The 26,528-nt window shown below is 62.3% G+C and carries 18 protein-coding genes and 2 pseudogenes; 11 read left to right on the forward strand and 9 right to left on the reverse strand.

The window, feature by feature from the left end:
- Positions 1-10 precede the first annotated feature (10 nt).
- The 10 genes and pseudogenes from FZ934_RS13545 (at position 11) to FZ934_RS13590 (ending at position 16,613) form a co-directional block, all read left to right on the forward strand.
- A complete protein-coding gene (locus tag FZ934_RS13545; protein WP_153271493.1) occupies positions 11-2,428 on the forward strand; it encodes a circularly permuted type 2 ATP-grasp protein in 2,418 nt (805 codons plus the stop codon).
- Positions 2,429-2,432: 4 nt separating this feature from the next.
- Entirely contained in the window at positions 2,433-3,311 is an 879-nt protein-coding gene (locus FZ934_RS13550) for a transglutaminase family protein (protein WP_246737804.1), read from the forward strand.
- A gap of 190 nt (positions 3,312-3,501) precedes the next feature.
- The gene (locus FZ934_RS13555; protein WP_432443584.1) at positions 3,502-4,752 is read left to right on the forward strand and encodes a pilus assembly protein; all 1,251 of its coding nucleotides are present in this window, start codon (positions 3,502-3,504) and stop codon (positions 4,750-4,752) included.
- A gap of 277 nt (positions 4,753-5,029) precedes the next feature.
- On the forward strand, positions 5,030-7,492 hold the full coding sequence (locus FZ934_RS13560) for a glycogen/starch/alpha-glucan phosphorylase (protein ID WP_153271495.1): 2,463 nt from the start codon (positions 5,030-5,032) through the stop codon (positions 7,490-7,492).
- Positions 7,489-9,696 (forward strand): 1,4-alpha-glucan branching protein GlgB, encoded by a 2,208-nt coding sequence (gene glgB / locus FZ934_RS13565; RefSeq protein ID WP_153271496.1) that lies wholly within the window; start codon positions 7,489-7,491, stop codon positions 9,694-9,696. Before FZ934_RS13560 ends, glgB begins: the two co-directional genes overlap by 4 nt.
- Before the next feature lie 20 nt (positions 9,697-9,716).
- Entirely contained in the window at positions 9,717-10,979 is a 1,263-nt protein-coding gene (glgC, locus tag FZ934_RS13570; RefSeq protein ID WP_153271497.1) for a glucose-1-phosphate adenylyltransferase, read from the forward strand.
- 3 nt (positions 10,980-10,982) lie between these two features.
- Positions 10,983-12,424 (forward strand): annotated as a pseudogene (glgA, locus tag FZ934_RS13575) (glycogen synthase GlgA).
- Between the two features lie 6 nt (positions 12,425-12,430).
- Positions 12,431-14,062 carry an alpha-D-glucose phosphate-specific phosphoglucomutase gene (locus tag FZ934_RS13580; protein ID WP_153271499.1) on the forward strand — a complete coding sequence of 544 codons (1,632 nt, stop codon included), beginning with the start codon at positions 12,431-12,433 and terminating at the stop codon, positions 14,060-14,062.
- Between the two features lie 10 nt (positions 14,063-14,072).
- The gene (glgX, locus tag FZ934_RS13585) at positions 14,073-16,040 is read left to right on the forward strand and encodes a glycogen debranching protein GlgX (RefSeq protein WP_153271500.1); all 1,968 of its coding nucleotides are present in this window, start codon (positions 14,073-14,075) and stop codon (positions 16,038-16,040) included.
- 87 nt (positions 16,041-16,127) lie between these two features.
- Complete coding sequence (locus FZ934_RS13590) at positions 16,128-16,613, forward strand: MaoC family dehydratase (RefSeq protein ID WP_153271501.1); 486 nt, start codon at positions 16,128-16,130, stop codon at positions 16,611-16,613.
- Here FZ934_RS13590 and FZ934_RS13595 read toward each other — a convergent pair.
- The 7 genes from FZ934_RS13595 to FZ934_RS13625 form a co-directional block, all read right to left on the reverse strand.
- Entirely contained in the window at positions 16,610-17,746 is a 1,137-nt protein-coding gene (locus FZ934_RS13595; protein ID WP_153271502.1) for a zinc-dependent alcohol dehydrogenase family protein, read from the reverse strand. The genes FZ934_RS13590 and FZ934_RS13595 overlap by 4 nt on opposite strands.
- An 81-nt stretch (positions 17,747-17,827) precedes the next feature.
- Positions 17,828-18,223 carry a VOC family protein gene (locus FZ934_RS13600; RefSeq protein WP_153271503.1) on the reverse strand — a complete coding sequence of 132 codons (396 nt, stop codon included), beginning with the start codon at positions 18,221-18,223 and terminating at the stop codon, positions 17,828-17,830.
- A gap of 182 nt (positions 18,224-18,405) precedes the next feature.
- Positions 18,406-18,603, reverse strand: a complete 198-nt coding sequence (locus FZ934_RS13605; protein WP_153271504.1) for a hypothetical protein — start codon at positions 18,601-18,603, stop codon at positions 18,406-18,408.
- Positions 18,604-19,072: 469 nt separating this feature from the next.
- Entirely contained in the window at positions 19,073-19,621 is a 549-nt protein-coding gene (locus FZ934_RS13610) for a sarcosine oxidase subunit gamma (protein ID WP_153271505.1), read from the reverse strand.
- Positions 19,614-22,607 carry a sarcosine oxidase subunit alpha gene (locus FZ934_RS13615; RefSeq protein ID WP_153271506.1) on the reverse strand — a complete coding sequence of 998 codons (2,994 nt, stop codon included), beginning with the start codon at positions 22,605-22,607 and terminating at the stop codon, positions 19,614-19,616. Before FZ934_RS13615 ends, FZ934_RS13610 begins: the two co-directional genes overlap by 8 nt.
- On the reverse strand, positions 22,604-22,945 hold the full coding sequence (locus FZ934_RS13620; protein ID WP_065694751.1) for a sarcosine oxidase subunit delta: 342 nt from the start codon (positions 22,943-22,945) through the stop codon (positions 22,604-22,606). The genes FZ934_RS13615 and FZ934_RS13620 overlap by 4 nt, the downstream gene beginning before the upstream one ends.
- 12 nt (positions 22,946-22,957) lie before the next feature.
- A complete protein-coding gene (locus tag FZ934_RS13625) occupies positions 22,958-24,211 on the reverse strand; it encodes a sarcosine oxidase subunit beta family protein (protein ID WP_016557052.1) in 1,254 nt (417 codons plus the stop codon).
- 403 nt (positions 24,212-24,614) lie between these two features.
- Between FZ934_RS13625 and FZ934_RS13630 the strand changes: the two are divergent.
- Positions 24,615-26,050, forward strand: a pseudogene (locus tag FZ934_RS13630) (DUF1254 domain-containing protein).
- On the opposite strand, the gene FZ934_RS13635 reads toward FZ934_RS13630, so the two are convergent.
- Both FZ934_RS13635 and rpsU read right to left on the reverse strand, forming a co-directional pair.
- Complete coding sequence (locus tag FZ934_RS13635) at positions 26,044-26,244, reverse strand: hypothetical protein (RefSeq protein ID WP_056821161.1); 201 nt, start codon at positions 26,242-26,244, stop codon at positions 26,044-26,046. The pseudogene FZ934_RS13630 and the gene FZ934_RS13635 sit on opposite strands and share 7 nt — an antisense overlap.
- 40 nt (positions 26,245-26,284) lie before the next feature.
- Positions 26,285-26,524: a 30S ribosomal protein S21 gene (rpsU, locus tag FZ934_RS13640; RefSeq protein ID WP_056821163.1), complete on the reverse strand. Its 240-nt coding sequence runs from the start codon at positions 26,522-26,524 to the stop codon at positions 26,285-26,287.
- Positions 26,525-26,528 lie beyond the last annotated feature (4 nt).

A 26,528-nucleotide genomic window follows, 5' to 3' on the forward strand; every position in this document is an offset into this window, starting at 1 on the left:
TTAGGGTGAAATGGGCAAAAAACCGACGGCAGAACTGAGGGAAGAGCGACAGTCCCGCATCGGCAACGAAGCGGTTCTTGGCTATGCTCCGCTGCCCGGCGTCGCCGACGAGATGGTCGATACCAACGGCGCCATCCGGCCCGTTTGGCAGCGTTTCTTCGCGCATCTGAGCGGCATGCCGGAGAAGGATCTGACGGAGCGCTTCGCTCGCGCCGACCGCTACCTTCGCGATGCCGGCGTGTTCTACCGCGCCTATGGCAGCACCGGTAGCGCGGAACGCTCCTGGCCTCTGTCGCATGTGCCCGTGCTGATTGATGCCCGCGAATGGGAGGCGGTCTCCGCCGGCCTGGTACAGCGCGCCGATTTGCTCGAAGCAATCGTTGCCGATATCTATGGCGAGAACCGTCTGGTCGCGGATGGCGTCCTGCCGCCGGCGCTGATCGCCGCCAATCCCGAGTATCAGCGTCCGCTCGTCGGCGTGACCCCTGCCGGCGGACACTACCTACATTTCTGCGCCTTCGAGATCGGCCGCGGTCCTGACGGAAACTGGTGGGTTCTGGCTGACCGCACCCAGGCGCCATCGGGCGCCGGCTTTGCGCTGGAAAACCGCGTCGCGACGACCCGCGCCTTCTCCGACATCTACGCGGAAACCTCGGTCCACCGGCTGGCCTCCTTCTTCGGCGCCTTCCGCGATGCGCTGCAGGGCATGAAGCACAGCGGCGACGACCGCATCGCCGTCCTCACCCCCGGCCCCGCCAACGAGACCTATTACGAACACGCCTACATCGCGCGCTATCTCGGCTTCATGCTGCTCGAAGGCGAGGACCTGACCGTCGTCAACGGCAAGGTCATGGTGCGCACCGTCTCCGGCCTGAAGCCGATCACCGTGCTCTGGCGCCGTCTGGACTCGGCCTACGCCGACCCGCTTGAGCTGAACCAGAACTCTCACATCGGCACGCCCGGTCTCGTCGAGGCATTGCGCGCCGAAAGCGTGACCATCGTCAACGCGCTCGGCAGCGGCATCATCGAAACGCGCGCGCTTCTCGCCTTCATGCCGACCATCTGTCGCCGCCTGTTCGGCGAAGAACTGAAACTCCCCTCGATCGCGACCTGGTGGTGCGGCCAGAAGGGCGAGCGCGAGCATGTGGCCGAAAACATCGAGAAGATGGTGATCGGCCCGGCCTATTCGCGTGCCCCCTTCTTCGACGATAGCGGCGAATCGGTCCTCGGCTCCAGTCTGCGCGCCGCCGCCAAGGATTCGATCGGCGACTGGCTGAACTCCGACGGCGCAAAGCTCGTCGGTCAGGAGGTCGTGACGCTGTCGACGACACCGGCCTGGATCGGCGGCAAGCTGACGCCGCGGCCGATGTCGCTGCGTGTCTTCGCGGCCCGCACGGCCAACGGCTGGCAGATCATGCCCGGCGGCTTTGCCCGGATCGGCGGCAGCGACGACGTTTCGGCGATCGCCATGCAGTCGGGCGGCGCGGCCGCCGATGTCTGGATCGTCAGCGACAAGCCGGTGGAGCGCCATACGCTGCTGCCGGCCGAAGGCAGCTTCACCCGCAACATGCCGGGCAGCCTGCCGAGCCGCGCGGCCGACAATCTCTTCTGGCTTGGCCGTTACATCGAGCGTGCCGAAGGGGCACTGCGCATCCTGCGAGCCTGGCACGCCCGCTTTGCGGAGGCCGCCGACCCGAGCCAGCCGCTATTGGCCGACGTTTCGGAATATCTGGCAGCAGTCGACATCGACACGGAAGACGCCGTTCCCGAAAACCTGCTGCGCAACATCGACAGCGCGGTCTATTCGGCAAGCAACATCCGGGATCGCTTCTCGCCCGACGGCTGGCTGGCGCTGACCGATCTCGCCAAGACCGCAAGGCGCTTCCACAGCACCGTCTCGCCGGGCGACGATGCAAGTCACGCGATGACGATCCTCTTGCGCAAGCTCGCGGGCTTTGCCGGTCTGGTGCATGAAAACATGTACCGTTTCACCGGCTGGCGCTTCCTCTCGCTCGGCCGCCATATAGAGCGCGGCCTGCACATGACCCGCCTGCTCGGCCACATGTCCGGCCCCGACGCCCCTGACGGCGCGCTCGACATGCTGCTTGAGATCGGCGACAGCGTCATGACCCATCGCCGTCGCTACAACGTCAACACCGCCCGCCTGACGGTCACCGACCTCCTGGCACTCGACCCGCTCAACCCGCGCTCGATCCTTTTTCAGATGAACGAGATCCACCGCGAAGTGGAGCAACTGCCGAACGCGCTGGTCAACGGCCAGATGTCGCCCTTCTATCGCGAGGCGATGCGGCTGCATTCTGGCCTTGCGGTCATGACGCCGGAGACGATGGGCGTCGACGTCTATCGCCGCCTCGAACGCGAGCTCGAACACCTCTCCGACCTTCTTGCTCACACATATCTCGGGTGACCTGGTGCTTTACGATCTCTCGCTGCACATGGGTTACATTTACGACACGCCGGCCTCCGGCGCCCGTCACATCATGCGGCTGATGCCGCTGTCGCTGCCGAACCGCCAGCGGCTGGTGGCCGGCTCCATCAAGGTCTCGCCGACGCCGGACGAACAGGCACATTTCGTCGATTTCTTCGAGCATCCCGCAACCTCCTTCATGCTGCGCGCGCCGCATGAAAAGTTGGACATCAGGATGCAGGCCCGCGTTCAGGTCGAAAGCCATTCGATATCAGCTGATTTCTCTCCGGAACTCGCCAAGCTTCCGGAAGAGGTCGGCGCCATCTGGTCCTTGAAGCCCGACGCACCGCATCATTTCCTCGGCACCAGCCCGAGACTGCCCGAGACGAAGGCGATCTCCGACTATGCAAGGGACGCTCTTTCGCCGTCCCTGACGGTGCTCGAGATCGCCAACGCGATATGCGCGCAGATCCACAAGGATTTCACCTACGATCCTGAGGCAACGACGGTCGACAGCACGCCGCTCGACGCATTCCGATTGCAGCGCGGCGTGTGCCAGGATTTCACCCATGTGATGATCCTCGCGCTCCGCAGCCTTGGAATTCCCGCAGGATACGTGTCCGGCTTCCTCCGCACCATTCCGCCACCCGGCAAGGAACGGCTCGAGGGCGCCGATGCGATGCACGCCTGGGTCCGCGTCTGGTGCGGCAAGACGATCGGCTGGGTGGAGCTGGACCCGACCAACAACATCCCCGCCGGAACCGACCATATCGTCGTCGCCTATGGACGCGACTATGCCGATGTTGCACCCGTGATCGGCGTCCTCAAGAGCTACGGCGGGCAGCGTTCGGTGCAGGCGGTTGACGTGGTTCCGCTGCAATGAGGCGCGTGTCCAGTCGGACACAATCCTTAAGACGCATCGCGAGAATGGTGCCCCCAATGCGGGAATAATGAGTATAAACCGCACGAGAAAGCAACAACTCGCTAGAATTTTAGCCATCCGGTAAATTCGAACTCAAGAAATACGGCGCATTACTGTTGGCCTGTTGGGGTATCTAACTCAGGTGAACATGATGAGCACCTTGCATTCGCTGCGTAGCAGTGCGTCCAGGCTTTTGAACGATCGCGGCGGCAACTTCGCCATGGTCAGCGCGATTTTGTTGCCCATCATGCTTGGCGCGGGCGCACTTGCGATCGATATAACGAATACCGCGATGGCGAAGCACCAGTTACAGGAAGCGTCCGACTCCGCCGCGCTGGCGACGGCTTCCGCTCTCGCCGACGGCAAGGTAACCACCAGCACGGCTGCCGACTTCGCCAAGGATTTCATCGCCGGCCAGATGGCGAACGTGCTCAGCGATACGACCGGCCTCAAGGGTTCCACAACGGTCAACGCCACGAAAACGACCACCGGCACCGCAACCAGCTACAGCGTCAGCGTTTCATCGTCCTACAGCATGCAGCTGAGCGGACTTGCACAGGTCATCGGCTTCAAGACGACCACCATCGGCGCGGCCAGCCAGACGGCAAGCGGCTACTCGGAAACCCAGGGTTCGGTTTCAATGTTCCTCGCGCTGGATAAATCGGGATCGATGGGCGATCCGACCTCGACGGTCAACGCCGAACAGCCGACCAAAACCACCCAATATACATACACCGAAACGTATACCTATGATTGCGGCACCAAAAGGAACCCGAAAACCTGTACGGGAACACGGCAGGCCACTGGCACGAAAACGGAAACAAACTACTACACCAAGATCGAAGCACTAAAGCTCGCGGTGGGCAGCCTCACGAACCAGCTTGAGACCGCCGATCCGACACACATCTACGCACGCACCGGTGCTGTCTCTTATGACATCAACCAATACCCTGCTAGCCCGCTTGCCTGGGGCTCCAGCGCCGTTTCGAGCTACGTCAATGCGCTCAGCGCCAACGGTGGCACGAACTCGAGTGACGCCGTGAACACGGCCTATACCTCGCTCACGGCGAAAAACAGCGCCGGAAACGACAGCGAGGATGCCATTCACTACGACAAGACTAAACAGGTGCCGAAGAAGTATATCGTGTTCATGACCGACGGCGACAACAACGCCACCAGTTACGACACGGCAACCAAGAAGACTTGCGACGCCGCCAAGGCCAAGAGCATCGAAATCTACACCGTCGCCTTCATGGCCCCCAGCAACGGACAGGCGCTCTTGAAATACTGCGCGACCGACAGCTCGCACTATTTCGCGGCCGAAAGCATGGCCGACCTTGTGGCCGCCTTCAAGAAAATCGGCGCGAAAGCCGCCAACCAGACGACCCGCCTGACCAACTAAGTCTCGCCGGAAAACCGAACAAAAAACAAGCCGCCTCGGAACAAACCGGAGCGGCTTTTGTTTTGCTGCAAATCCCATGCATACAAATCGGAAAACCGATTGAAATCAAGTCCTTTCAGCAACGGGATCGAGGGCCTCGCCAAATTTTTCGTTTGCCCAATTCCTTTGTTGCAACTGCGTAGTAAGGGTGCGTAAACTGCATCTTTAGTGCGTTAGACTAATCGATTGAAGTAAGCTTAACATACTGAAACCCAATCAGAATTGGCGAGGATTGACGATGAATACCGCTGCGAAGCCGACTATCCCCTCCCCAGCCCCCCGCAGTTCAAAGCCCGAAATCCTCGCTGAAGAAATCATCGAACGCCTGACATACCGCATCGGCAAGGACGCCAAGGTCGCCAAGCCGCATGACTGGCTGACCGCCACCATCCTCGTCGTTCGCGACCGCATCATCGACAAATGGATGGAGTCGACGCGGAATGTCTACGCCACCGGCGCCAAGCGCGTTTACTATCTATCACTGGAATTCCTTATCGGCCGCCTGATGCGCGATGCCGTGTCCAACCTCGGCCTTATGGAAGAGGTGCGCGATGCGCTCGCTTCGCTCGGCGTCGATGTCGCCGTCATCGCCGGCCTCGAGCCGGATGCGGCGCTCGGCAATGGCGGTCTTGGCCGTCTCGCCGCCTGTTTCATGGAATCGATGGCAACGGTCGATGTCCCCGCTTACGGCTACGGCATCCGCTATGTCCACGGCCTGTTCCGCCAACAGATGGCCGATGGCTGGCAGGTCGAGCTGCCGGAAAGCTGGCTCGCGCATGGCAACCCCTGGGAATTCGAGCGCCGCGAAAGCGCCTATGAAATCGGCTTTGGCGGCGCGGTCGATGCGGCCAACAGCCCCGATGGCGAACCGCGCTATATCTGGAAACCGGCGGAGCGCGTGATCGCCGCCGCCTTCGACACGCCCGTCGTCGGCTGGCGCGGCAAGCGCGTCAACACGCTGCGCCTCTGGTCGGCGCAACCGATCGACCCGATCCTGCTCGATGCCTTCAACGCCGGTGACCACATCGGCGCGCTGCGCGAGAGCAACAAGGCAGAAAGCCTGACCCGCGTTCTCTATCCGGCCGACGCGACACCGGCCGGCCAGGAACTGCGCCTGCGTCAGGAATTCTTCTTCTCGTCGGCCTCGCTGCAGGACATCCTGCGCCGTCACCTGCAGCAGTACGACGATTTCACCTCGCTGCCCGACAAGGTCGCGATCCAGCTGAACGATACCCATCCGGCGGTCTCCGTCGCCGAACTGATGCGCCTGCTCTGCGACGTGCACGGGCTGGAGTTCGACCAGGCCTGGGACATCACCCGCGGCACGATCGCCTACACCAACCACACCCTCTTGCCCGAGGCGCTGGAAAGCTGGCCGGTCCCCTTGTTCGAGCGCCTCCTGCCGCGCCACATGCAGATCATCTACGCGATCAACGCCAAGGTTCTGCTCGAAGCCCGCAAGACCAAGAACTTCTCCGACACCGAGATCCGCTCGATCTCGCTGATCGAGGAAAGCGGCAGCCGCCGCGTGCGCATGGGCAACCTCGCCTTCGTCGGCTCACATTCGATCAACGGTGTTTCGGCGCTGCACACCGACCTGATGAAGGTCACCGTCTTCGCCGACCTGCACAAGCTCTACCCTGATCGCATCAACAACAAGACCAACGGCATCACCCCGCGCCGCTGGCTGCAGCAGTGCAATCCGGGCCTGACCGGCCTGATCCGCGAGGCGATCGGCGACGATTTCCTCGACGACGCCGAAAAGCTGCGGCCGCTCGACAAGTTCGCCAACGATGGTGCCTTCCAGGAGAAGTTCGCGGCGGTGAAGCGTGCCAACAAGGTGGCGCTCGCCAATCTGGTCGCCAGCCGGATGGGCGTGAAGATCGATCCGTCGGCCATGTTCGACATCCAGATCAAGCGCATTCACGAATATAAGCGCCAGCTGCTCAACGTCATCGAGGCGGTGGCGCTCTACGACCAGATCCGCTCGCGTCCCGAGCTGGACTGGGTGCCGCGCGTGAAGCTTTTCGCCGGCAAGGCGGCGCCGAGCTATCATAACGCCAAGCTGATCATCAAGCTGATCAACGATGTCGCCCGCACCATCAACAACGACCCGGCCGTACGCGGCCTGCTCAAGGTCGTCTTCGTGCCGAACTACAACGTCTCGCTGGCCGAGGTCATGGTTCCCGCCGCCGACCTCTCCGAGCAGATCTCGACCGCCGGCATGGAAGCGTCGGGCACCGGCAACATGAAGTTCGGCTTGAACGGCGCGCTCACCATCGGCACGCTCGATGGCGCCAATGTCGAAATGCGCGACAATGTCGGCGAGGACAACATCAAGATCTTCGGCCTGCGCGCCGATGAGGTCGCCGACCTGCGCACCAAAGGCCACAATCCACGCGCCATCATCGAAGGCTCGCATGAGCTGGCGCAGGCGCTGTCGGCCATCGGTTCCGGCGTCTTCTCGCCTGACGATCGCAACCGTTATTCCGAGCTGATCGACGGCATCTATTCGCACGACTGGTTCATGGTCGCCGCCGATTTCGACGCCTACGCCCAGGCCCAGCGCGAAGTCGACGACCTCTGGAACGACAAGGCCGCCTGGAGCGAAAAGACCATCCGCAACACCGCCCGCATGGGCTGGTTCTCGTCGGACCGCACGATCCGGCAGTATGCCAAGGAAATCTGGAGAGCCGGATGAAAACGCCGAAGGCGACCCCTGAAGTCAAGCTTCCCTGGGAAATTTCGGCAGATGAAATAGCGGCAATCCTTGCTGGCGCGCATGCCAATCCGTTTGCCGTTCTGGGCGTTCACAAATCCGGCAGCGTCTACGTTGCCCGATGCTTCATCCCCGGCGCCGAAGAGGTGACGGCGATGTCGCTCGACGGCACTGTCATCGGCGATCTCGTGCTCCAGCATCCGGATGGCTTCTTCGCCGGCACGGTCTCCGTCAACAAGCAGGTGCCGGTGCGCTACCGCGCCCGCCGCGGTGACGCCGAATGGGCCGTCACCGACCCCTATAGCTTCGGCCCCGTTCTCGGGCCGATGGACGATTACTACGCCCGCGAAGGCTCCGACCTGCGCCTGTTCGACAAGATGGGCGCGCACTGGATCAAGCACGAGGGCGCTCAAGGAATCCACTTCGCCGTCTGGGCGCCGAATGCGCAGCGCGTCTCCGTCGTCGGCGATTTCAACGGCTGGGATGGCCGTCGCCACGTCATGCGCTTCCGCTCGGGCGCCGGCATCTGGGAAATCTTCGCGCCGGATGTTCCGACCGGCGTCGCCTACAAGTTCGAGATCCGTGGCCAGGATGGCGTCCTGCTGCCACTGAAGGCCGATCCGTTTGCCCGCCGCAGCGAATTGCGCCCGAAAACCGCCTCCGTCGCAGCATCTGAGCTGCTGCAGGAGTGGGAAGACGCCGCGCATCTGAAGCACTGGAGCGAAACCGACAAGCGCCGCCAGCCGATCTCGATCTACGAGGTGCATGCCGGCTCCTGGCAGCGCCGCGACGACGGCTCGTTTCTCTCCTGGGATGAACTCGCCGCTCGCCTGATCCCCTACTGCGTCGACATGGGCTTCACCCATATCGAGTTTCTGCCCATCACCGAGCACCCCTACGATCCCTCCTGGGGCTACCAGACGACAGGGCTTTACGCGCCCACCGCCCGCTTCGGCGAGCCGGAGGGCTTCGCCCGCTTCGTCAACGGCGCCCACAAGGTCGGCATCGGCGTCATCCTCGACTGGGTGCCCGCCCATTTCCCGACCGACGAACATGGGCTCGGCTGGTTCGACGGCACGGCGCTCTATGAGCATGAGGATCCGCGCAAGGGTTTCCATCCGGACTGGAACACGGCAATCTACAATTTCGGCCGCACCGAGGTTGTGTCCTATCTCGTCAACAACGCGCTCTACTGGTCCGAGAAATTCCATCTCGACGGTCTGCGCGTCGACGCCGTCGCCTCGATGCTCTACCTCGATTACTCCCGCAAGCACGGCGAGTGGATCCCGAACGAATATGGCGGCAACGAAAACCTTGAGGCCGTCCGCTTCCTGCAGAACATGAACACCCGCATCTATGCCGAGCATCCCGGCGTCATGACCATCGCCGAGGAATCGACGTCGTGGCCCAAGGTGTCGCAGCCGGTGCATGAAGGCGGCCTCGGCTTCGGCTTCAAGTGGAACATGGGCTTCATGCACGACACGCTCTCCTACATGAGCCGCGAGCCCATTCACCGCAAGCATCACCACAACGAGCTGACCTTCGGCCTGCTCTATGCCTATTCTGAAAACTTCGTACTGCCGCTTTCCCATGACGAGGTGGTGCATGGAAAAGGCTCGCTGATCGCCAAGATGCCCGGCGACGACTGGCAGAAGTTTGCCAACCTGCGCGCCTACTACGCCTTCATGTGGGGTTATCCGGGCAAGAAGCTGCTGTTCATGGGCCAGGAATTCGCGCAATGGGCCGAATGGAGCGAGGAGAAGTCGCTCGATTGGAACCTGCTGCAGTACCGCATGCATGAGGGCATGCGGCGCTTGGTGCGTGATCTAAATTTCACCTACCGCAGCAAACCGGCACTCCATGCCCGCGATTGCGAAGGCGATGGCTTCGAATGGCTGATCGCCGACGACCACGAGAACTCCGTCTTCGCTTGGCTGCGCAAGGCGCCCGGCGAGAAGCCGGTTGCCGTCATCACCAATCTGACGCCGGTTTATCGCGAGAACTACTCTGTGCGGCTGCCGACCGAGGGGCGGTGGCGCGAGATCCTGAATACCGATGCCGACATCTACGGCGGCAGCGGCAAGGGCAATGGCGGTCGTGTTCAGGCCGTCAATGCCGGCGGCACAATCGCCGCGTCGATCACCTTGCCGCCTCTGGCGACGATCATGCTTGAACCTGAGACTTGAAGACTGGTGGGAGGATAAAAATGGTAGAAAAACGTGTTCAGCCACTTGCCCGCGATGCAATGGCCTATGTTCTCGCCGGCGGCCGGGGAAGCCGTCTGAAGGAACTCACCGATCGCCGCGCCAAGCCGGCCGTCTATTTCGGCGGCAAGACGCGCATCATCGACTTCGCTCTGTCCAACGCGTTGAACTCGGGCATCCGCCGCATCGGCGTCGCCACCCAGTACAAGGCGCACTCGCTGATCCGCCACATGCAGCGCGGCTGGAACTTCTTCCGCCCGGAGCGAAACGAAAGCTTCGACATCCTGCCGGCCTCCCAGCGCGTCTCCGAGACGCAATGGTATGAGGGCACGGCCGACGCCGTCTACCAGAACATCGACATCATTCAGGACTACGGCGTCGAGTACATGGTCATCCTCGCCGGCGACCATATCTACAAGATGGACTACGAACACATGCTGCAACAGCATGTCGATTCAGGCGCTGACGTCACCATCGGCTGCCTCGAAGTGCCGCGCATGGAAGCGACAGGCTTCGGCGTCGTCCATGTCGACGACAAGGACCGGATCATCGATTTCGTCGAGAAGCCGGCTGATCCGCCCGCCATTCCCGGCAAGCCGGACAGCTCTTTCGCCTCGATGGGCATCTATGTCTTCCACACCAAGTTCCTGATCGATGCGCTGCGCCGCGACGCCGCCGATCCGAATTCGAGCAAGGACTTCGGCAAGGACATCATCCCCTACATCGTCAAGAACGGGAAAGCAGTCGCCCACCGCTTCGCCAATTCCTGCGTCCGCTCCGATTTCGAGCACGAGCCATACTGGCGCGACGTCGGAACGATCGACGCCTACTGGCAGGCCAACATCGACCTGACGGCGATCGTTCCCGAACTCGACATCTACGACAAGTCCTGGCCGATCTGGACCTATGCCGAGATCTCGCCACCGGCGAAGTTCGTCCATGATGACGAAGACCGTCGCGGCTCCGCGACCTCCTCGGTGGTTGCCGGCGACTGCATCATTTCAGGCGCAACGCTGAACAAGAGCCTGCTATTCACCGGTGTTCGGGCGAACTCCTACTCCAAGCTCGAAGGCGCGGTGGTTCTGCCGAGCGTCAAGATCGGGCGACATGCCCAGCTGAAGGACGTCGTCATCGACCACGGCGTCGTCATTCCCGAAGGGCTTATCGTCGGTGAGGATCCCGTACTCGACGCCAAGCGCTTCCGCCGCAGCGAAGGCGGCATTTGCCTCATCACGCAGCCAATGATCGACAAGCTGGGTCTGTGACCAATGAAAGTCCTTTCGGTTTCGTCCGAAGTCTTCCCGCTCATCAAGACAGGGGCCTCGCCGATGTGGCAGGCGCCCTGCCGATCGCCCTGAAGCAGTTCGGCGTCGAGACAAAGACGCTCATGCCCGGCTATCCCGCCGTCATGAAGGCGATCCGCAATCCCGTCGTCCGGCTTCAGTTCGATGACCTGCTCGGCGAGACCGCGACGATCCTGGAAGTCGAGCATGAGGGTCTTGATATCCTCGTGCTCGATGCGCCGGCCTATTACGACCGGACGGGCGGACCCTATCTCGACCCGACAGGCAAGGACTACCCCGACAACTGGCGCCGCTTCGCCGCACTGTCGCTTGCCGGCGCCGAAATCGCAGCCGGCCTGATGCCCGGCTGGCGTCCCGACCTCGTGCATACGCATGACTGGCAGGCGGCCATGACCTCGGTTTTCATGCGCTATAACCCGACGCCCGAACTGCCGAGCGTGCTGACGATCCACAACATCGCCTTCCAGGGCCAGTTCGGCGCCGACATTTTCTCCGGCCTCAGACTGCCGCCCCACGCCTTTGCGACCGAAAGCATCGAGTATTACGGCAATATCGGCTTCCTCAAGGGCGGCCTGCAGACGGCGCACGCGATCACGACAGTCAGCCCCTCCTACGCGGCCGAGATCCTGACACCGGAATTCGGCATGGGCCTGCAGGGCGTCATCGCAAGCCGGGTCGATTCGCTGCACGGTATCGTCAACGGCATCGACGCCGATATCTGGAATCCGGCGACCGACCCGGTCGTCCACACGCACTACACCGCCTCGACGCTGAAGAGCCGCCTCGAGAACCGCACGGCCGTTGCCGAATTCTTCGGACTGCATCAGGACAATGCACCGATCTTCTGCATCGTCAGCCGGCTGACCTGGCAGAAGGGCATGGACGTCGTTGCCGCCACCGCCGACCAGATCGTCGAAATGGGCGGCAAGCTCGCCATTCTGGGCTCGGGCGATGCGGCCCTGGAAGGTGCGCTTCTGGCCGCCGCCGCCCGTCATCCCGGTCGAATCGGGGTCTCCATCGGCTACAACGAACCGATGTCGCATCTGATGCAGGCGGGCTGCGATGCCATTATCATCCCGTCGCGTTTCGAGCCCTGCGGCCTGACCCAGCTCTACGGTCTGCGCTACGGATGCGTGCCGATCGTTGCCCGCACGGGCGGGCTCAACGACACCGTTATCGACGCAAATCACGCTGCCCTGGCGGCCAAAGTGGCAACCGGAATACAATTCTCGCCGGTCACCGCGTCTGGTCTGTTGCAGGCGATCCGCCGCGCTCTACATCTCTATGCCGATCAAAAAGTCTGGACCCAACTGCAAAAGCAGGGCATGAAATCGGATGTTTCGTGGGAGAAGAGCGCCGAGCGCTATGCTGCCCTCTATTCAAGCCTCGCCCCGAAAGGCAAGTGACAGAAAATGAACAAGTCCGTATCTACCACGCCGTATCAGGATCAGAAGCCGGGTACCTCGGGTCTTCGCAAGAAAGTCCCGGTCTTCCAGCAGCCGAATTATGCCGAGAACTTCATCCAGTCGATCTTCGATTCGCTGGAAGGGTTCCAGGGCAAGTGCCTCGTCATCGGCGGCGACGGACGCTACTACAACCGGGAAGTCATCCAGAAGGCGATCAAGATGGCCGCCGCCAATGGCTTCGGCAAGGTGATCGTCGGCAAGGGTGGCATTCTGTCGACCCCGGCAGCCTCGCACATTATCCGCAAATACAAGGCCTTCGGCGGCATCATCCTTTCGGCCAGCCATAACCCCGGCGGCCCGACTGAAGACTTCGGCATCAAGTACAACATCAGCAATGGCGGCCCGGCGCCGGAAAAGATCACCGACGCGATCTATGCGCGCACCAAGGTGATCGATACCTACAAGATCGCCGACTTCGCCGATGTGAACCTCGACCGTATCGGCAAGGACGAACTGCCCGGCGGCATGATCCTCTCGGTGCTGGATTCCGTGGAAGACTACACGGCGCTCATGGAAGAGCTGTTCGACTTCCCGGCGATCCGCAACCTCATCAGCCTCGGCTTCCGCATCGCCTTCGACGCGATGAGCGCCGTCACCGGCCCGTATGCCAAGGAAATCTTCGAGAACCGTCTCGGCGCGCCATCTGGTTCCGTTCGTAATTTCATGCCGCTGCCGGATTTCGGCGGCCACCATCCGGATCCGAACCCGGTTCACTGCAAGGAACTCTACGACGAGATGATGGGCGATGACGCGCCCGATTTCGGCGCGGCTTCCGACGGCGACGGCGACCGCAACCTGATCATCGGCCGCGGCATCTTCGTGACGCCATCCGACAGCCTGGCGATCCTGGCTGCCAACGCCAACCTCGCCCCCGGCTATTCCGGCGGTCTCGCGGGCATCGCCCGCTCGATGCCGACCTCGGGCGCCGCCGACCGCGTCGCCGAGCGTCGCGGCATCGGTATGTACGAGACGCCGACCGGCTGGAAGTTCTTCGGCAACCTGCTCGACGCCGGCATGGCGACGATCTGCGGCGAGGAAAGTGCCGGCACCGGATCCAACCACGTACGCGAGAAGGATGGCCTCTGGGCCGTTCTCCTTTGGCTGAACATCCTCGCCGTTCGCGGCGAGAGCGTTCAGGACATCGTCACCCAGCACTGGCAGACCTACGGCCGCAACTATTATTCGCGCCATGACTACGAAGGCGTCGATACCGACGCTGCCAACGGTCTGGTCGCAAACCTGCGCAATCAGCTCGCCTCGCTGCCGGGCAAGAACTTCGGTCCGCTGAAGGTCGAAAAGGCTGACGACTTCGCCTACCACGATCCGGTCGACAAATCGGTCAGCGAGCATCAGGGCATCCGCATCCTGTTCGAAGGCGGTTCGCGCGTCGTTTTCCGGCTCTCGGGAACGGGAACCTCCGGCGCAACCCTGCGCGTCTACGTCGAGCGCTTCGAGCCGGATTCCACCCGTCACAACATCGAGACGCAGGAAGCCCTGGCCGACATCATCGCAGCCGCTGAAACCATCGCGGATATTCGCAGCCGCACCGGCCGCGACGCTCCCTCCGTGATCACCTGACCGGAGCGGCATGGCGGCGAACAAATCCGGGCAAGGCGGAGCAACGATCTTCGAGACCGGCGTTGACTTCGCCGTCTGGTCGCACAATGCCGGACAGATAGAACTCTGCCTGTTCGGCAAGGACGACAAGGAACTGGCCCGCCTGCCGATGGAGCGAGGTGACGACCACGTTCATCGCCTTTTCGTCGACGGCCTAAAGGAAGGCGCGCGCTACGGCTACCGCGCCGATGGCGTCTACGCACCCGATAGCGGCTTGTGGTTCGATCCGTCAAAGCTGCTCGTCGACCCATACGCGAAAGAGCTGGATCGCCCGTTCGTCTACGATCCCCTTCTCGGCACCTTTGGTGCCGAGACACAACATCTGGTGCCGAAGGCGATCGTCACCAGGGACATCCGCGTCAAACCCGAGAAACCGCTCTTTAAGCCCGGCGGCTTTGTCTATGAGGTCGCGGTCCGCCCCTTTACCATCCTGCATCCAGAAGTGCCCGAGGCCCAGCGCGGAACCGTTGCGGCCTTGGCGCATCCCGCGGTGATCGCTCACCTGAAGCGCATCGGCGTCGATGCCGTCGAGCTGATGCCGATCACCGCCTGGATCGACGAACGCCACCTGCCGCCGCTCGGCCTCAGAAACGGCTGGGGCTACAACCCGGTCGGCTTCATGGCCCTCGACCCGCGTCTTGTTCCAGGCGGCGTGGCGGAGCTGCGCGACACGGTGGCAAAGCTCCATGCCGAAGGCATCGCGGTCATCCTCGACCTCGTCTTCAATCATACCGGCGAAAGCGACCGTTTCGGCGCGACGCTCTCGCTGCGTGGCCTCGACAATCTCTCCTTCTATCGCCACCTGCCAAGTCGGCCGGGAGAGCTCGTCAACGATACCGGCACCGGCAACACCGTCGCCTGCGACCATCCGTATATCCGGCAACTTGTCATCGACAGTCTCCGCCACTTTGTTCTGGGCGCCGGGATCGACGGCTTCCGGTTCGACCTCGCCCCTGTCCTAGGCCGCACAGTGAACGGTTTCGAGGGTCACGGCGAAACGCTGACGGCGATGCTCGCCGACGATGTGCTCGCCGACCGGGTGATGATCGCTGAACCCTGGGATATCGGACCCGGTGGCTATCAACTCGGCAACTTCCCCTCTCCCTTCCTCGAGTGGAACGATCGCGTGCGCGACGACCTCAGATGCTACTGGCGCGGCGACGACTGGAAGACCGGGCCGCTCGCGACCGCGCTTGCCGGCTCTTCGGACATCTTTTCCCGCGACGGCGGACAGGCGACACGCAGCGTCAACTTTCTCGCCGCCCATGACGGCTTCACGCTCAAGGATCTCGTCTCCTACAGCGGCAAGCACAACGAGGCGAACGGCGAGCAGAACCGCGACGGCCACAACGAGAACCACTCCTGGAACAATGGCGTCGAGGGCGATACCCGCTATCCTGACATCATCTGCCGCCGCCGCGATGATCTGAAGGCACTGCTATCGACGCTTTTCGCCACCCGGGGCAGCATCATGCTGACAGCAGGCGACGAAGCGGGCCGCAGCCAGCATGGCAACAACAATGCCTATTGCCAGGACAACGAAATCACCTGGGTCGATTGGGCTGCCCTGGACGACGAGCTGATTGCGCACACGGCTTTCGTGTCCGGCCTGCGCAAACGGTTCTCCGTCTTCTCGGAAATGAATTTCTTCTCCGGCAACGGCGATGTCGAGTGGATATCTCCCTCCGGCCAACCGATGAGCGTGCAGGAGTGGGAGACGCCGAACGGGTCGACCCTCGGGATGCTGCTTTCGACGCGCGACTCGGAAAGCGGCAAGGCAGCAAAACTGGCGATTCTGTTAAATCGTTCGGGCGGCGAGGAGACTTTTGCCCTGCCTGGACCCGCCGCATGGTGCCCTCTTGCCCCCGATGCGTCGAAAAAATCGGTGACGTCGGCAGCCGTGCCAAGGCGCTCCGTCGTTTTCTACCTTCAAAGTTGATCCGACGGCTTCGGCTCAGCGATTCCTTGTCGCAATCGTCACAATCCCGCTGTAAGGCTTGCGCTGCCGCTTTTTCATGAGGAATCAATGGTCAAGGAAATTTCGCTTGCCGATGTGCGCGCGCTTGTAGGGACTGAAACCGGCCTCTCGGACTGGATTCTTGTCGATCAGGCCATGATCGATGCTTTTGCGCATGCAACCAATGATCATCAATTCATTCATGTCGATCCTGAGCGCGCCGCTGCGAGCCCGTTTGGCGGCACGATTGCCCATGGTTTCCTGACGCTGTCGCTGCTTTCGTCGATGAACTACAACAGCCTGCCCAAGGTGCGCGAGCAGACCATGGGCATCAACTATGGCTTCGAAAACGTCCGCTTCCTGTCGCCCGTCAAATCTGGCGCGCGCATCCGCGCCCATTTTGTTCTGGCCGAGGCCCGCTTTCGCGGCGCCGGAATGCTGATGACGAGCTATGATGTCTCGATCGAGATTGAAAACGAGAAGAAGCCGGCACTCACGGCGCGCTGGATCACCATCATCCAGTTCGATCCCAAGGATCGGCCCGAAAACATCTAGAAAACGCTATCGAAATCGATGACGTGCCTGATCACCTCGCCGGCATGCAGCCGATCGAAGGCTTCGTTGATGCCCTCGAGCGGACCGGTTGACGACAATAGGCGATCCACCGGCAGCTTTCCCCGCCGGAAGAGCCCGACGAAACGCGGGATGTCCCGGCTCGGCACGCAGCTGCCGAGGTAGCTCCCCAGCACGCGCCGCTCATCGGCAACGAGGCTGACGGCGGAAATTGCAAACTGACTGGACGGATTGGCCAACCCCGCCGCGGCCGTCGTGCCGCCGCGCCGTGTGATGCGGTAGGCGAGATCGAAGGCTTTGGCGGCACCGGCCATTTCAAGCGCATGGTCGACGCCGCCCTTCGTCGCCTCGCGAATCTGCTCCACCACATCGGGATCGCTTGCGACAAAGCCATCGGTGGCACCGAGCGACAGGGCAATCCCCAGCTTCTCGGGAGCAAGGTCGACCGCGATGATACGCTCGGCACCCGACGCCACGGCGCCGAGCACCGCAGCCAGCCCGACACCGCCAAGACCGACAACGGCAACCGTCTGCCCCGGCTGCACGCGGCAGGTATTCACCACCGCACCGACACCCGTCAACACCGCGCAACCGAACAGCGCGGCATGGGTAAAAGGGATATCGGCATCGATGCGGATCGCCGAATGACGGGAGACGACAGCGTGAGTCGCAAAGCCCGAAACGCCGAGATGATGATGGATAGGAACCTCCGCGCAGCTGAGCCGCCGCGCACCCGACAGCAGCGTCCCCCTGCCGTTGGCGTCGGCGCCCGGAATGCAGAGCGCCGGTCGTCCCTCCGCGCAGGGCAGGCAATGGCCGCAACTCGGCATGAAACTCATCACGACGTGGTCGCCGGGCGCCAGATCGGTCACACCACCGCCGACCGCTTCCACCGTGCCTGCCGCCTCGTGCCCGAGCGCCATCGGCACCGGCCGGGGCCTATCGCCATTGATGACGGATAGATCGGAATGGCAGAGCCCGGCCGCGCCGATCCGGACGAGAATTTCGTCCTGCCCTGGCGGCGCCAGCTCGATCTCCTCGATCGACAGCGGCCGGCTCACCGCATATGGCGGAGCGACCGGCGAATGGCGCAGTACCGCAGCACGTATTTTCATGGGCCCCTCCCGCAAACGGCTACTGCAGACTAGCCGCTCCCGGAATGCAACCGCAACAGGACTTTGGTTATACCGACGTCCCTACGACGCCCCGTTGATCTCGACGATGTTGCGATCGGGATCGAGCAGATAGGCTTGCGGAAACCCTGCCGGCCCGTCGCGCCTCAGACGCAGCCGCCAGGGATCGCCCTCCGGCGCATCCTCGCGAAAACCCTTGGCGATCAAGCCACGGATGCATCCCTCGAAATCGTCAGTGCGGAACGCAAAATGCCCGTCGGTGGTGTCGATGGTCGCATTACGCCGGAATGTCCCGTCCGGATTGACGATCATGTGGACCTGCAGCGCTCCGCAGGCAAACCATGCTCCGACCGAGCTGAACGCCGGCCTTGCGATCTGTTCGAGCCCGAAGACATCGCGATAGAAGGCAACCGACCGGCCGAGATCCGTGACGACAATGGAAACGTGATGCAGCATCATGGAAGGCACTCCGCAATCCTTGCGACGGCGCTCCGATCAGGACCAGCCGCCCCTACCGGATGATGCACCCATGGCGGTGGCCTTGCAACGTCAAGCCCTATAGGACACGAGCGGAAACCGGTAGTGCTCTCAAAATGAATACGATCGAACTCGACCCGAACAACGCCCCACCTCCGGAGTGGTCAGTGGCGGCGGTCATCGTGATGCTCCATGAAGTTGATATATTTCATACTGCATTCGATCTTGCCGAACAGCATGTGTCCGCCGGTATCCCTGTTGGCACCCTCTTCCAACGCCGCCCCGGCATCGGCTCCCAGGCAATTCAGTACACCGCGTATCACAGGGGCTGGGTCCAGATCGTCTTCATATCCCGCGATCATCGTCGCTCTCAGGGAATAGTCGTAGGAGGAGTGAGACCGCTCTGCTTGAAGCAGTCCGCGACTGAACGATTGAATTTCTGCTTGATCCACACATTGCAAAACTTGGCAGTGCGGCCCGACACTTCTGTCCGGCGCGCCTGGGCTTCAACGGCAACGGCGACCAGCATTGTGACTGCTGTGCCTGCGACGCAAGCGTGCAAGGGACCCATAGGAAGCTCCCGCCGAAAGTAACGCGGAAACATAGCGCAAATTTCATGTAAGCGTGAGGCAGCGGGCTCTACCTAATATGAATGCGTGTAGCCTCGGGAGTTGCCGATGTTCTCCCAACGAGGGACGAGGAACATGCCGGACGAACGCCTATCTTGGCCAGTCGGCGGAGAGCCTTATGCCCCCCTTTGACGTCTTCTCAACGAAAAGCCGTCCCCACGACCGATGTCGCACGATCAGGGGGACGGCTTGAGTGATCTATTCAGTGCGCCGCGTCTTCGGCACCCTCGGCCAACAGGCCGAAGACGAAATCGGCAAACGAGCGCCAGCATTCGACGCGGAACGTATCGTCTTCCGTGCGGAACAGCACGATCTCGGCCTTGCCGAACAGCGTGCGCGAGCAGGCGCCGACGGGGAAGGCTTCGAGCGACAGGTCCTGCGGGCAGCCGGTGGAGATTGTGGTCTCGGCACCCGGGCCGGAGACGATGATCGCGACGTTGCGGTGCGAGACGTCGGTTGCCGAATGAAGCACTTCCGCCTTCGCGAGAGCGCTCATCAGGTCTGCACCGCTCTCGTCGATAACGAGCCATTCGTCCGGGCCGAGCCAGAGGGCGGCGCGGCCACCCTTGCGGCCCGAGGTCTTCGGTGCGTTGGGTATGGTCACGCCAAGCGCAGAGGAAAGCGCCTTGAGCGACTCGGCCGGTGCGCGAAGCGCAACGCGCGTGGCGAACGGTGCAGGCGTCAGCCGTACGCTGGCGGAGCCGCCCTGCTTACCCGAGAGAACGGATGTGCGAACTGCCGTATCAGCCATTGATGCGGCCTCCTTCCTTGTCAAAGAACACCATGTCCGTCACCTCGACCGCGATGGTCTTGTCGGGCATCGGCACATAGAGCGTCTCGCCCATCCGCTTGCGACCGCCGGCGACCAGCGCGAATGCGATCGACTTCCCAAGGTTCTCCGACCAGTAGGACGAGGTGACGTGACCCAGCATCGTCATCGGCTTCGGCTCGTTTGGGTTGGCGACGATCTGGGCGCCTTCTTCGAGCACCAGCTGCGGATCCTTGGTGACGAGGCCGACCAGCTGCTTGCGGCCTTCCTTGACGAGATCCGGCCGCTTCAGGCCGCGAATGCCGACGAAGTCGGTCTTCTTCTTCGATACCGCCCAGTTGAGGCCGGCATCGTCAGGGGTCACGGTTCCATCCGTGTCCTGGCCGACGATGATATAGCCCTTCTCGGCGCGAAGAACGTGCATCGTCTCCGTGCCGTAGACGCAGGCGCCGAGCGGTTCGGCCTTGGCCCAGACCGCTTCGAGAACCGACTGGCCGTAATCGGCCGGCACGTTGATTTCAAAGCCGGTTTCGCCGGTGAACGAGACGCGGAAGAGCCGCGCCGGAACACCCATGACCGTGCACTCGGCAACGCTCATATGCGGGAACGCCTCGTTGGAGATATCGACGCCCTCGACCAGCGGCGCGATGATCTCGCGTGCCTTCGGACCCTGCACAGCGATGACGGCCCACTGCTCTGTCACCGAGGTCAGCCACACTTTCAGATGCGGGAATTCGGTCTGCAGATAGTCTTCCATGTGGTTCAACACGCGCGGCGCACCGCCCGTCGTCGTCGTCACGTGGAAGCGATCGTCGGCGAGACGCCCGACGACGCCGTCGTCATAAACGAAGCCGTCGTCGCGGGTCATGATGCCGTAGCGGCACTTGCCGGGCTTCAGCGTGTCCCAGGCGTTGGTGTACATCAGGTTCATGAACTCGGCGGCATCAGGGCCGACGACCTCGATCTTGCCGAGCGTCGAGGCATCGAACACGCCGGCCACATCACGCGCCGTCTTGCATTCGCGCGCGACCGCCTGGTGCATGGTTTCGCCGGCACGCGGATAAAACCAAGCGCGCTTCCAGTTGCCGACATCCTCGAACACCGCACCTTGGGCTTCTTCCCACTGGTGCAGCGGCGTCTTGCGCGTCGGGTCGAACAGCTCGCCGCGCGAATGCGCGATCAGCGTTCCGTAGGTCACCGGCGTATAAGGTGCGCGGAAGGTGGTGAGACCCACCTGCGGGATCTCCTTGCCCAGCATCTCGGCGGCGATCGCCAGGCCGTGCATGTTGGAAAGCTTGCCCTGGTCGGACGCCATGCCGTTGGTGGTGAAGCGCTTGATGTGCTCGATCGAGTGCATCCCCTCGCGAACGGCAAGGCGGATATCCTTGGCGCAGACGTCGTGCTGGAAATCGATGAAAGCCTTGGCGCTGGTCTCCGGACCCGCCCCTTCGGCCGCACCGATCATCCCGCCGGTCCACTGATGCGCCTGCTCGGCCGAGATGCTGATCTTGCCCGCCGCCGTCTTGCCGGCAGCCTGCGCCATCAGCTCGCCGGCGGCAAGCGATTCCTCGATGGTGCGCTGCAGATCGTCGGTGCCGTTGCAGGCGCCGACGGAGAGGCAATCCTGCGCATAGGTGCCAGGCAGGAAACGCTGCGTCTCCGGCTCGAACTTCACCTTGCCGCGCGACTGCGAGAACAGGTGCACCGAAGGCGTCCAGCCTGCCGAAACCAGCAGAGCATCGACCGCGATCTTGCGCGGCGAGCCGCCGCCGTTGCGGGCGACCGTCATCGACGAAATGCGCAGCTTGCCCGAGGTGTTGACGACGGACTGGCCGGCGAGAACATCGATGCCAAGCGAACGTGCCTCGGCCAGAACCGCGGCACCCGGCGTCTGCCTGCAATCCACGATCGCCGCGATCTCGACGCCTGCGCGCTTCAGATCGAAGGCCGCCTCATAGGCCGAGTCGTGCGCCGTGTAGACGCCGACCTTCTGGCCGACGGCAACGCCGTACTGGTTGAGATACATGCGCGCGGCGGACGCGAGCATGATGCCTGGGCGGTCGTTGTTCGGGAACACCATGTGGCGCTCGATGGCGCCATTGGCGAGGATGACGCGCTTGGCCCGCAGCTGCCACAGACGCTCGCGCGGCAGATGGCGGCTCGGGTTGGCGACATGGTCGGTCACGCGCTCTGCGAGGCCGACGAAATTGTGGTTGTAATAGCCGAAAGCAGTGGTGCGGGTCAGAACCTGCACATTGTCCATCGCCTTTAGTGTGGCAACCGTCTTCTGCGCCCACTCGTAGCCGGACAGGCCATCGATCGTCACACCGCTATCGTAGCGCAGCGCACCGCCGACATCGGCCTGCTCGTCGCAGAGGATGACCTTGGCGCCGGTCTGCGCCGCGGCAAGTGCCGCCGAAAGACCGGCCACGCCGGCACCGACGACGAGCACGTCGCAATGCGCGTAACGGCCGGCATAGTGATCGGGATCGGCTTCTTTCGGCGCGACGCCGAGGCCGGCCGCGCGGCGGATGATCGGCTCGTAGACGCTCTTCCAGGCGGCCTTTGGCCACATGAAGGTCTTGTAGTAGAAACCGGCCGCGAAGAAGGGCGAGAGCAGGTTGTTGATGCCGCCGATATCGAAGGAAAGCGACGGGAAGCGGTTCTGCGATTCGACGATCATGCCGTCGAACACTTCCTGCACCGTGGCGCGCACGTTCGGCTGCTTGCGGGCGGCGTCACGCGACACGTCGATCAGCGCGTTCGGCTCCTCGGCGCCGGCCGATAGAATGCCGCGCGGGCGGTGATACTTGAACGAGCGGCCGACCAGATGGATGTTGTTGGCAATCAGCGCCGAGGCGACGGTGTCACCCTCGAGCGCCGTATAGGTCTTGCCGTCGAAGGTGAAGCGCGCGGTCTTGGCGGGCGTCAGGCGGCCCTTGCCTGATATACGGTTCGCAGCGCTCATTTCGCTTCTCCTTCGAGCTGCTCATAGGTCTCGACGGGAGCATGTGGCGTCGCGGCCGCACCGATATCGGGCTTCGGCTCGCCGGCCTTGTACGTCATGATGAACTTGTCGCTGATCGTGTCGCGCGCCGCGTTGAAGAAGCGGCCGCATCCGTGCTGGTGGCGCCAGCGTTCGAAGATCAGCCCCTTCGGGTTGTCGCGCAGGAAGAAGAACTCCTCGAACTGTTCGTCGGAGATCTCGGCGATGTTGGTCGGGCGGGCGATATGCGCATCGCCGGCACCGCGAAATTCGAGCTCGGAGCGCTCTTCCTGACAGTATGGGCAATAGATAAGAAGCATGATGTCCTCGTGTCAGTGCGCGACGGCTGCGGCGGCGGCTTCGTCGATCAGACGGCCGGTGCGGAAGCGGTCCAGCGTCAGGCCGGCATTGAACTTGTGCGCCTCGTCGCGGGCAATGAGGTGCGCGAAGAGATTGGCCGAGCCCGGCGTCGCCTTGAAGCCGCCGGTGCCCCAGCCGCAGTTGACATAGAGCCCCGGAACCGGCGTCTTCGACTGGATGGCCGAGCGATCCGGCGTGTTGTCGACGATACCGCCCCACTGGCGCATCATCTTGACGCGGCGGAACATCGGGAAGAGCTCGCAGATGGCATCGAGCGTATGCGTGATGATCTGCAGGCCGCCGGTCTGGCTGTAGGAATTGTACTGGTCGGTGCCGGCGCCGATGACGAGCTCGCCCTTGTCGGACTGCGAGATATAGGCATGCACCGTGTTGGACATGACCACGCAGGGGAAGATCGGCTTCAGCGGTTCCGATACCAGCGCCTGCAGCGGGCTCGATTGCAGCGGCACGCGCACATCGGCCATCTTCATGACCGTGGTCGTGTGGCCGGCGGCCGAAACGCCCACCTTCTTGGCACCGATGAAACCGCGCGATGTCTCGACACCGGTGACGCGCCCGTCGGGGCCGCGGCGGATGCCGGTCACTTCGCAATTCTGGATGATGTGGACGCCGCGATCGGACGCAGCACGCGCATAGCCCCAGGCAACAGCATCGTGGCGCGCAGTGCCGCCGCGACGCTGGAGAGCCGCACCATTGATCGGATAGCGGGCGCTGGCGGAGATATCGAGCGGCGGACAATAGGCTTTGGCCTGCTCCGGCGTCAGCCATTCATTGTCGATGCCGTAGAGGCGGTTGGCATGGATATGGCGCTTGAAGGACTGCTGGTCGTGCACATTGTGCGAGAGCATCATCACGCCGCGCGGAGAGTACATGACATTGTAGTTGAGATCCTGCGAGAGGTTCTCCCAGAGCTTCATCGAATGCTCGTAGATGTGCATGCTCTCTTCATAGAGATAGTTAGAGCGGATGATGGTGGTGTTGCGGCCGGTATTGCCGCCGCCGAGCCAGCCCTTTTCCAGTACCGCGACATTGGTGATGCCGTGCTCCTTGGCAAGATAGTAGGCGGCACCCAGACCATGCCCGCCGCCACCGATGATGATGACGTCGTATTCCGCGCGCGGCTCGGGCGAGGTCCATTGCTTGTCCCAGCCCTTGTGGCCTCTCAGGGCCTCTCGTGCCACGGCAAAAACCGAGTATCTACGCATCCGCCTTCATCTCCTTCAGGGGAAAGATCCCTTCTCGTCGGCAATACAAATCGCAAATCGAAATGCGGCACAACGTTTCTTTTGCGACGCGGAGGGGCTTTTGTTTTGACACTCGGCAAGAATGAACGAGGTTGGCTGTTCCGGTCGAAGCCAAGCGCGAGCCGACAATGCGCAACAGCCTGCCATCCTTGTTAATTTAGAGTATTCTCACTTACAATTTTTGAGCGCATAGTTCTCCCGCTGGATAGGCGCATTTGCGCGTCGAGGGTCTCGCGCCGACAGCAGAGGGCATTCACAATCCAAATTTCGACACGCGTGACAGAAAGCCCGCGTGCGACCTGATCAAAAGAAAACAGGCCGACGCGGCATGACGCCCGCTGTCTGGTCTCAGGGAGGATTAGCCATGCAATCGCATTTCATCACGCTTACGCTTGGCCTGTTTTTATCCGGGGCATCCCTTGCCAGCCCTGTCTTTGCCGCGGAGGACGCCCTGACAAAGGAGGAAGCGGCGTCGATCGGCGTTGACGCCTATCTTTACCTCTACCCGCTGGTGACCATGGATATCACTCGCGCGCAGGCAACCAATGTCGAAGCCGGCAAGACAATGGGCCGAGGCCCGGCCAACATGTTCACCAACGTCCCGGAGTTTCCGACTGCGGACTTCAAGGACGTCGTTCGGCCCAATTTCGATACTCTCTACTCGGTTGCCTGGCTTGATATGACAAAGGAACCGATGATCGTCTCGGCTCCTGATACGAATGGCCGCTTCTATCTGCTGCCCATGCTGGACATGTGGAGCGACGTCTTCGCCTCGCCGGGCTGGCGGACGACCGGGACCGCGAAGGCCGATTTTGCCGTCGTTCCGCCGGGCTGGTCGGGCAAGAACCTTCCCGCCGGAACACAAAGGATCGATGCGCCGACACCTTATGTCTGGGTCATCGGGCGCACAAAAACGGATGGACCGCCCGACTACGACGCCGTTCACAAGATCCAGGCCGGATATACCGTCACCCCACTGTCGCAATGGGGCAAGAAGGCCGAGCCGGCCAAGCTCGCGATCAACCCCGACATCGATATGAAAACCCCACCGAAGAAGACCGTGGACGGGATGACCACAGAGGACTTCTTCGCCTATGCCGCGGAAGTGCTGAAGGTCAATCCACCGCATATCACCGACCAGCCGATCATCAGCCGGATGAAGCGGATCGGGCTCGAACCAGGCAAGAGCTTCGACAAGAGCAAGGTGACGCCTGACATTGCCGAGGCCCTGAAGACCGTGCCGGCAGAGGCCCAGAAACTGATGGAGTGGAAAGTTCCGACACTCGCTCGCGTGTCCAACAACTGGTCGATGAACACCGACACCATGGGCGTCTACGGCAACTACTACCTGAAGCGGGCGATCGTCGCGCAGATGGGCCTTGGCGCCAACCTGCCGGAGGACGCGATCTATCCGCTCAACCTTGGCGACGAGAAGGGAAACCCGCTGAACGGCGCGAACAGCTACAAGCTCCATTTCGACAAGGCGACCCTGCCGCCGGTCAAGGCATTCTGGTCCGTCACGCTCTATGATCCGGAAGGATTCCAGGTCGGCAACAGCCTCAACCGCTTTGCCGTCAGCAGCTGGATGCCCTTCGTCTACAATGCGGACGGATCACTTGATCTCTATTTCCAGAACAAGAGCCCGGGCGAGGACAAGGAAGCCAATTGGCTGCCCGCGCCCGCAGGGCCTTCAACCTGACAATGCGCCTCTACGGTCCGGAGAGCCAGGCTTTGACTGGAAAATGGAACCCGCCGGCCGTGGAGATGATACAGCCACTCCAGCAGGTTACGGCTCAGTGACCGCGTTTGCCGGAGGCAGCGGCCGACGCTGCCTCGGCTTCCTGCTGCAGACGCAGGGCCTTCAACTTTTCCGTCTTCTTTTCGCGAGCTGCGACCTCGGCGTCCATGATGGCTTTCGCGGTCGCGTCGGTAATAGCGGCCTTGTCACGGGCCGAGAGCTTAGTTGGGTTGGAGGGTTCATTCTCGGAAGCCATCTGCACTCTCTCTATTTGAAGCAAGCGGGGTCGTGACAGTTCACCGCGCGGGGCGAACTGCCTTCTTGGGAGCGGGAAGGAGACCTTCACGCTGAAGCTTCTTGCGCGCGAGCTTGCGCTGGCGACGGATAGCTTCGCCCTTTTCGCGGGCACGCTTTTCCGACGGCTTTTCGTAGGCGGTGCGCGCCTTGAATTCGCGGAAGAGACCTTCGCGCTGCATCTTCTTTTTCAGAACGCGAAGCGCCTGGTCGACATTGTTGTCTCGAACGAGAACCTGCAAATTC

The sequence above is a fragment of the Rhizobium grahamii genome, from assembly GCF_009498215.1.
Taxonomy (GTDB): Bacteria; Pseudomonadota; Alphaproteobacteria; order Rhizobiales; family Rhizobiaceae; genus Rhizobium; species Rhizobium grahamii_A.

Bases quoted from the DNA above. Each gene is read 5' to 3' on its own strand.
- FZ934_RS13580 (WP_153271499.1), top strand. From the start codon at position 12,431: ATGAACAAGTCCGTATCTACCACGCCGTATCAGGATCAGAAGCCGGGT.
- FZ934_RS13625 (WP_016557052.1), bottom strand. From the start codon at position 24,211: ATGCGTAGATACTCGGTTTTTGCCGTGGCACGAGAGGCCCTGAGAGGC.
- glgX (WP_153271500.1), top strand. From the start codon at position 14,073: ATGGCGGCGAACAAATCCGGGCAAGGCGGAGCAACGATCTTCGAGACC.
- FZ934_RS13635 (WP_056821161.1), bottom strand. From the start codon at position 26,244: ATGGCTTCCGAGAATGAACCCTCCAACCCAACTAAGCTCTCGGCCCGT.
- FZ934_RS13545 (WP_153271493.1), top strand. From the start codon at position 11: ATGGGCAAAAAACCGACGGCAGAACTGAGGGAAGAGCGACAGTCCCGC.
- FZ934_RS13590 (WP_153271501.1), top strand. From the start codon at position 16,128: ATGGTCAAGGAAATTTCGCTTGCCGATGTGCGCGCGCTTGTAGGGACT.
- FZ934_RS13615 (WP_153271506.1), bottom strand. From the start codon at position 22,607: ATGAGCGCTGCGAACCGTATATCAGGCAAGGGCCGCCTGACGCCCGCC.
- FZ934_RS13620 (WP_065694751.1), bottom strand. From the start codon at position 22,945: ATGCTTCTTATCTATTGCCCATACTGTCAGGAAGAGCGCTCCGAGCTC.
- FZ934_RS13595 (WP_153271502.1), bottom strand. From the start codon at position 17,746: ATGAAAATACGTGCTGCGGTACTGCGCCATTCGCCGGTCGCTCCGCCA.
- FZ934_RS13610 (WP_153271505.1), bottom strand. From the start codon at position 19,621: ATGGCTGATACGGCAGTTCGCACATCCGTTCTCTCGGGTAAGCAGGGC.
- FZ934_RS13600 (WP_153271503.1), bottom strand. From the start codon at position 18,223: ATGATGCTGCATCACGTTTCCATTGTCGTCACGGATCTCGGCCGGTCG.
- FZ934_RS13605 (WP_153271504.1), bottom strand. From the start codon at position 18,603: ATGATCGCGGGATATGAAGACGATCTGGACCCAGCCCCTGTGATACGC.
- glgB (WP_153271496.1), top strand. From the start codon at position 7,489: ATGAAAACGCCGAAGGCGACCCCTGAAGTCAAGCTTCCCTGGGAAATT.
- FZ934_RS13560 (WP_153271495.1), top strand. From the start codon at position 5,030: ATGAATACCGCTGCGAAGCCGACTATCCCCTCCCCAGCCCCCCGCAGT.
- FZ934_RS13555 (WP_432443584.1), top strand. From the start codon at position 3,502: ATGAGCACCTTGCATTCGCTGCGTAGCAGTGCGTCCAGGCTTTTGAAC.
- glgC (WP_153271497.1), top strand. From the start codon at position 9,717: ATGGTAGAAAAACGTGTTCAGCCACTTGCCCGCGATGCAATGGCCTAT.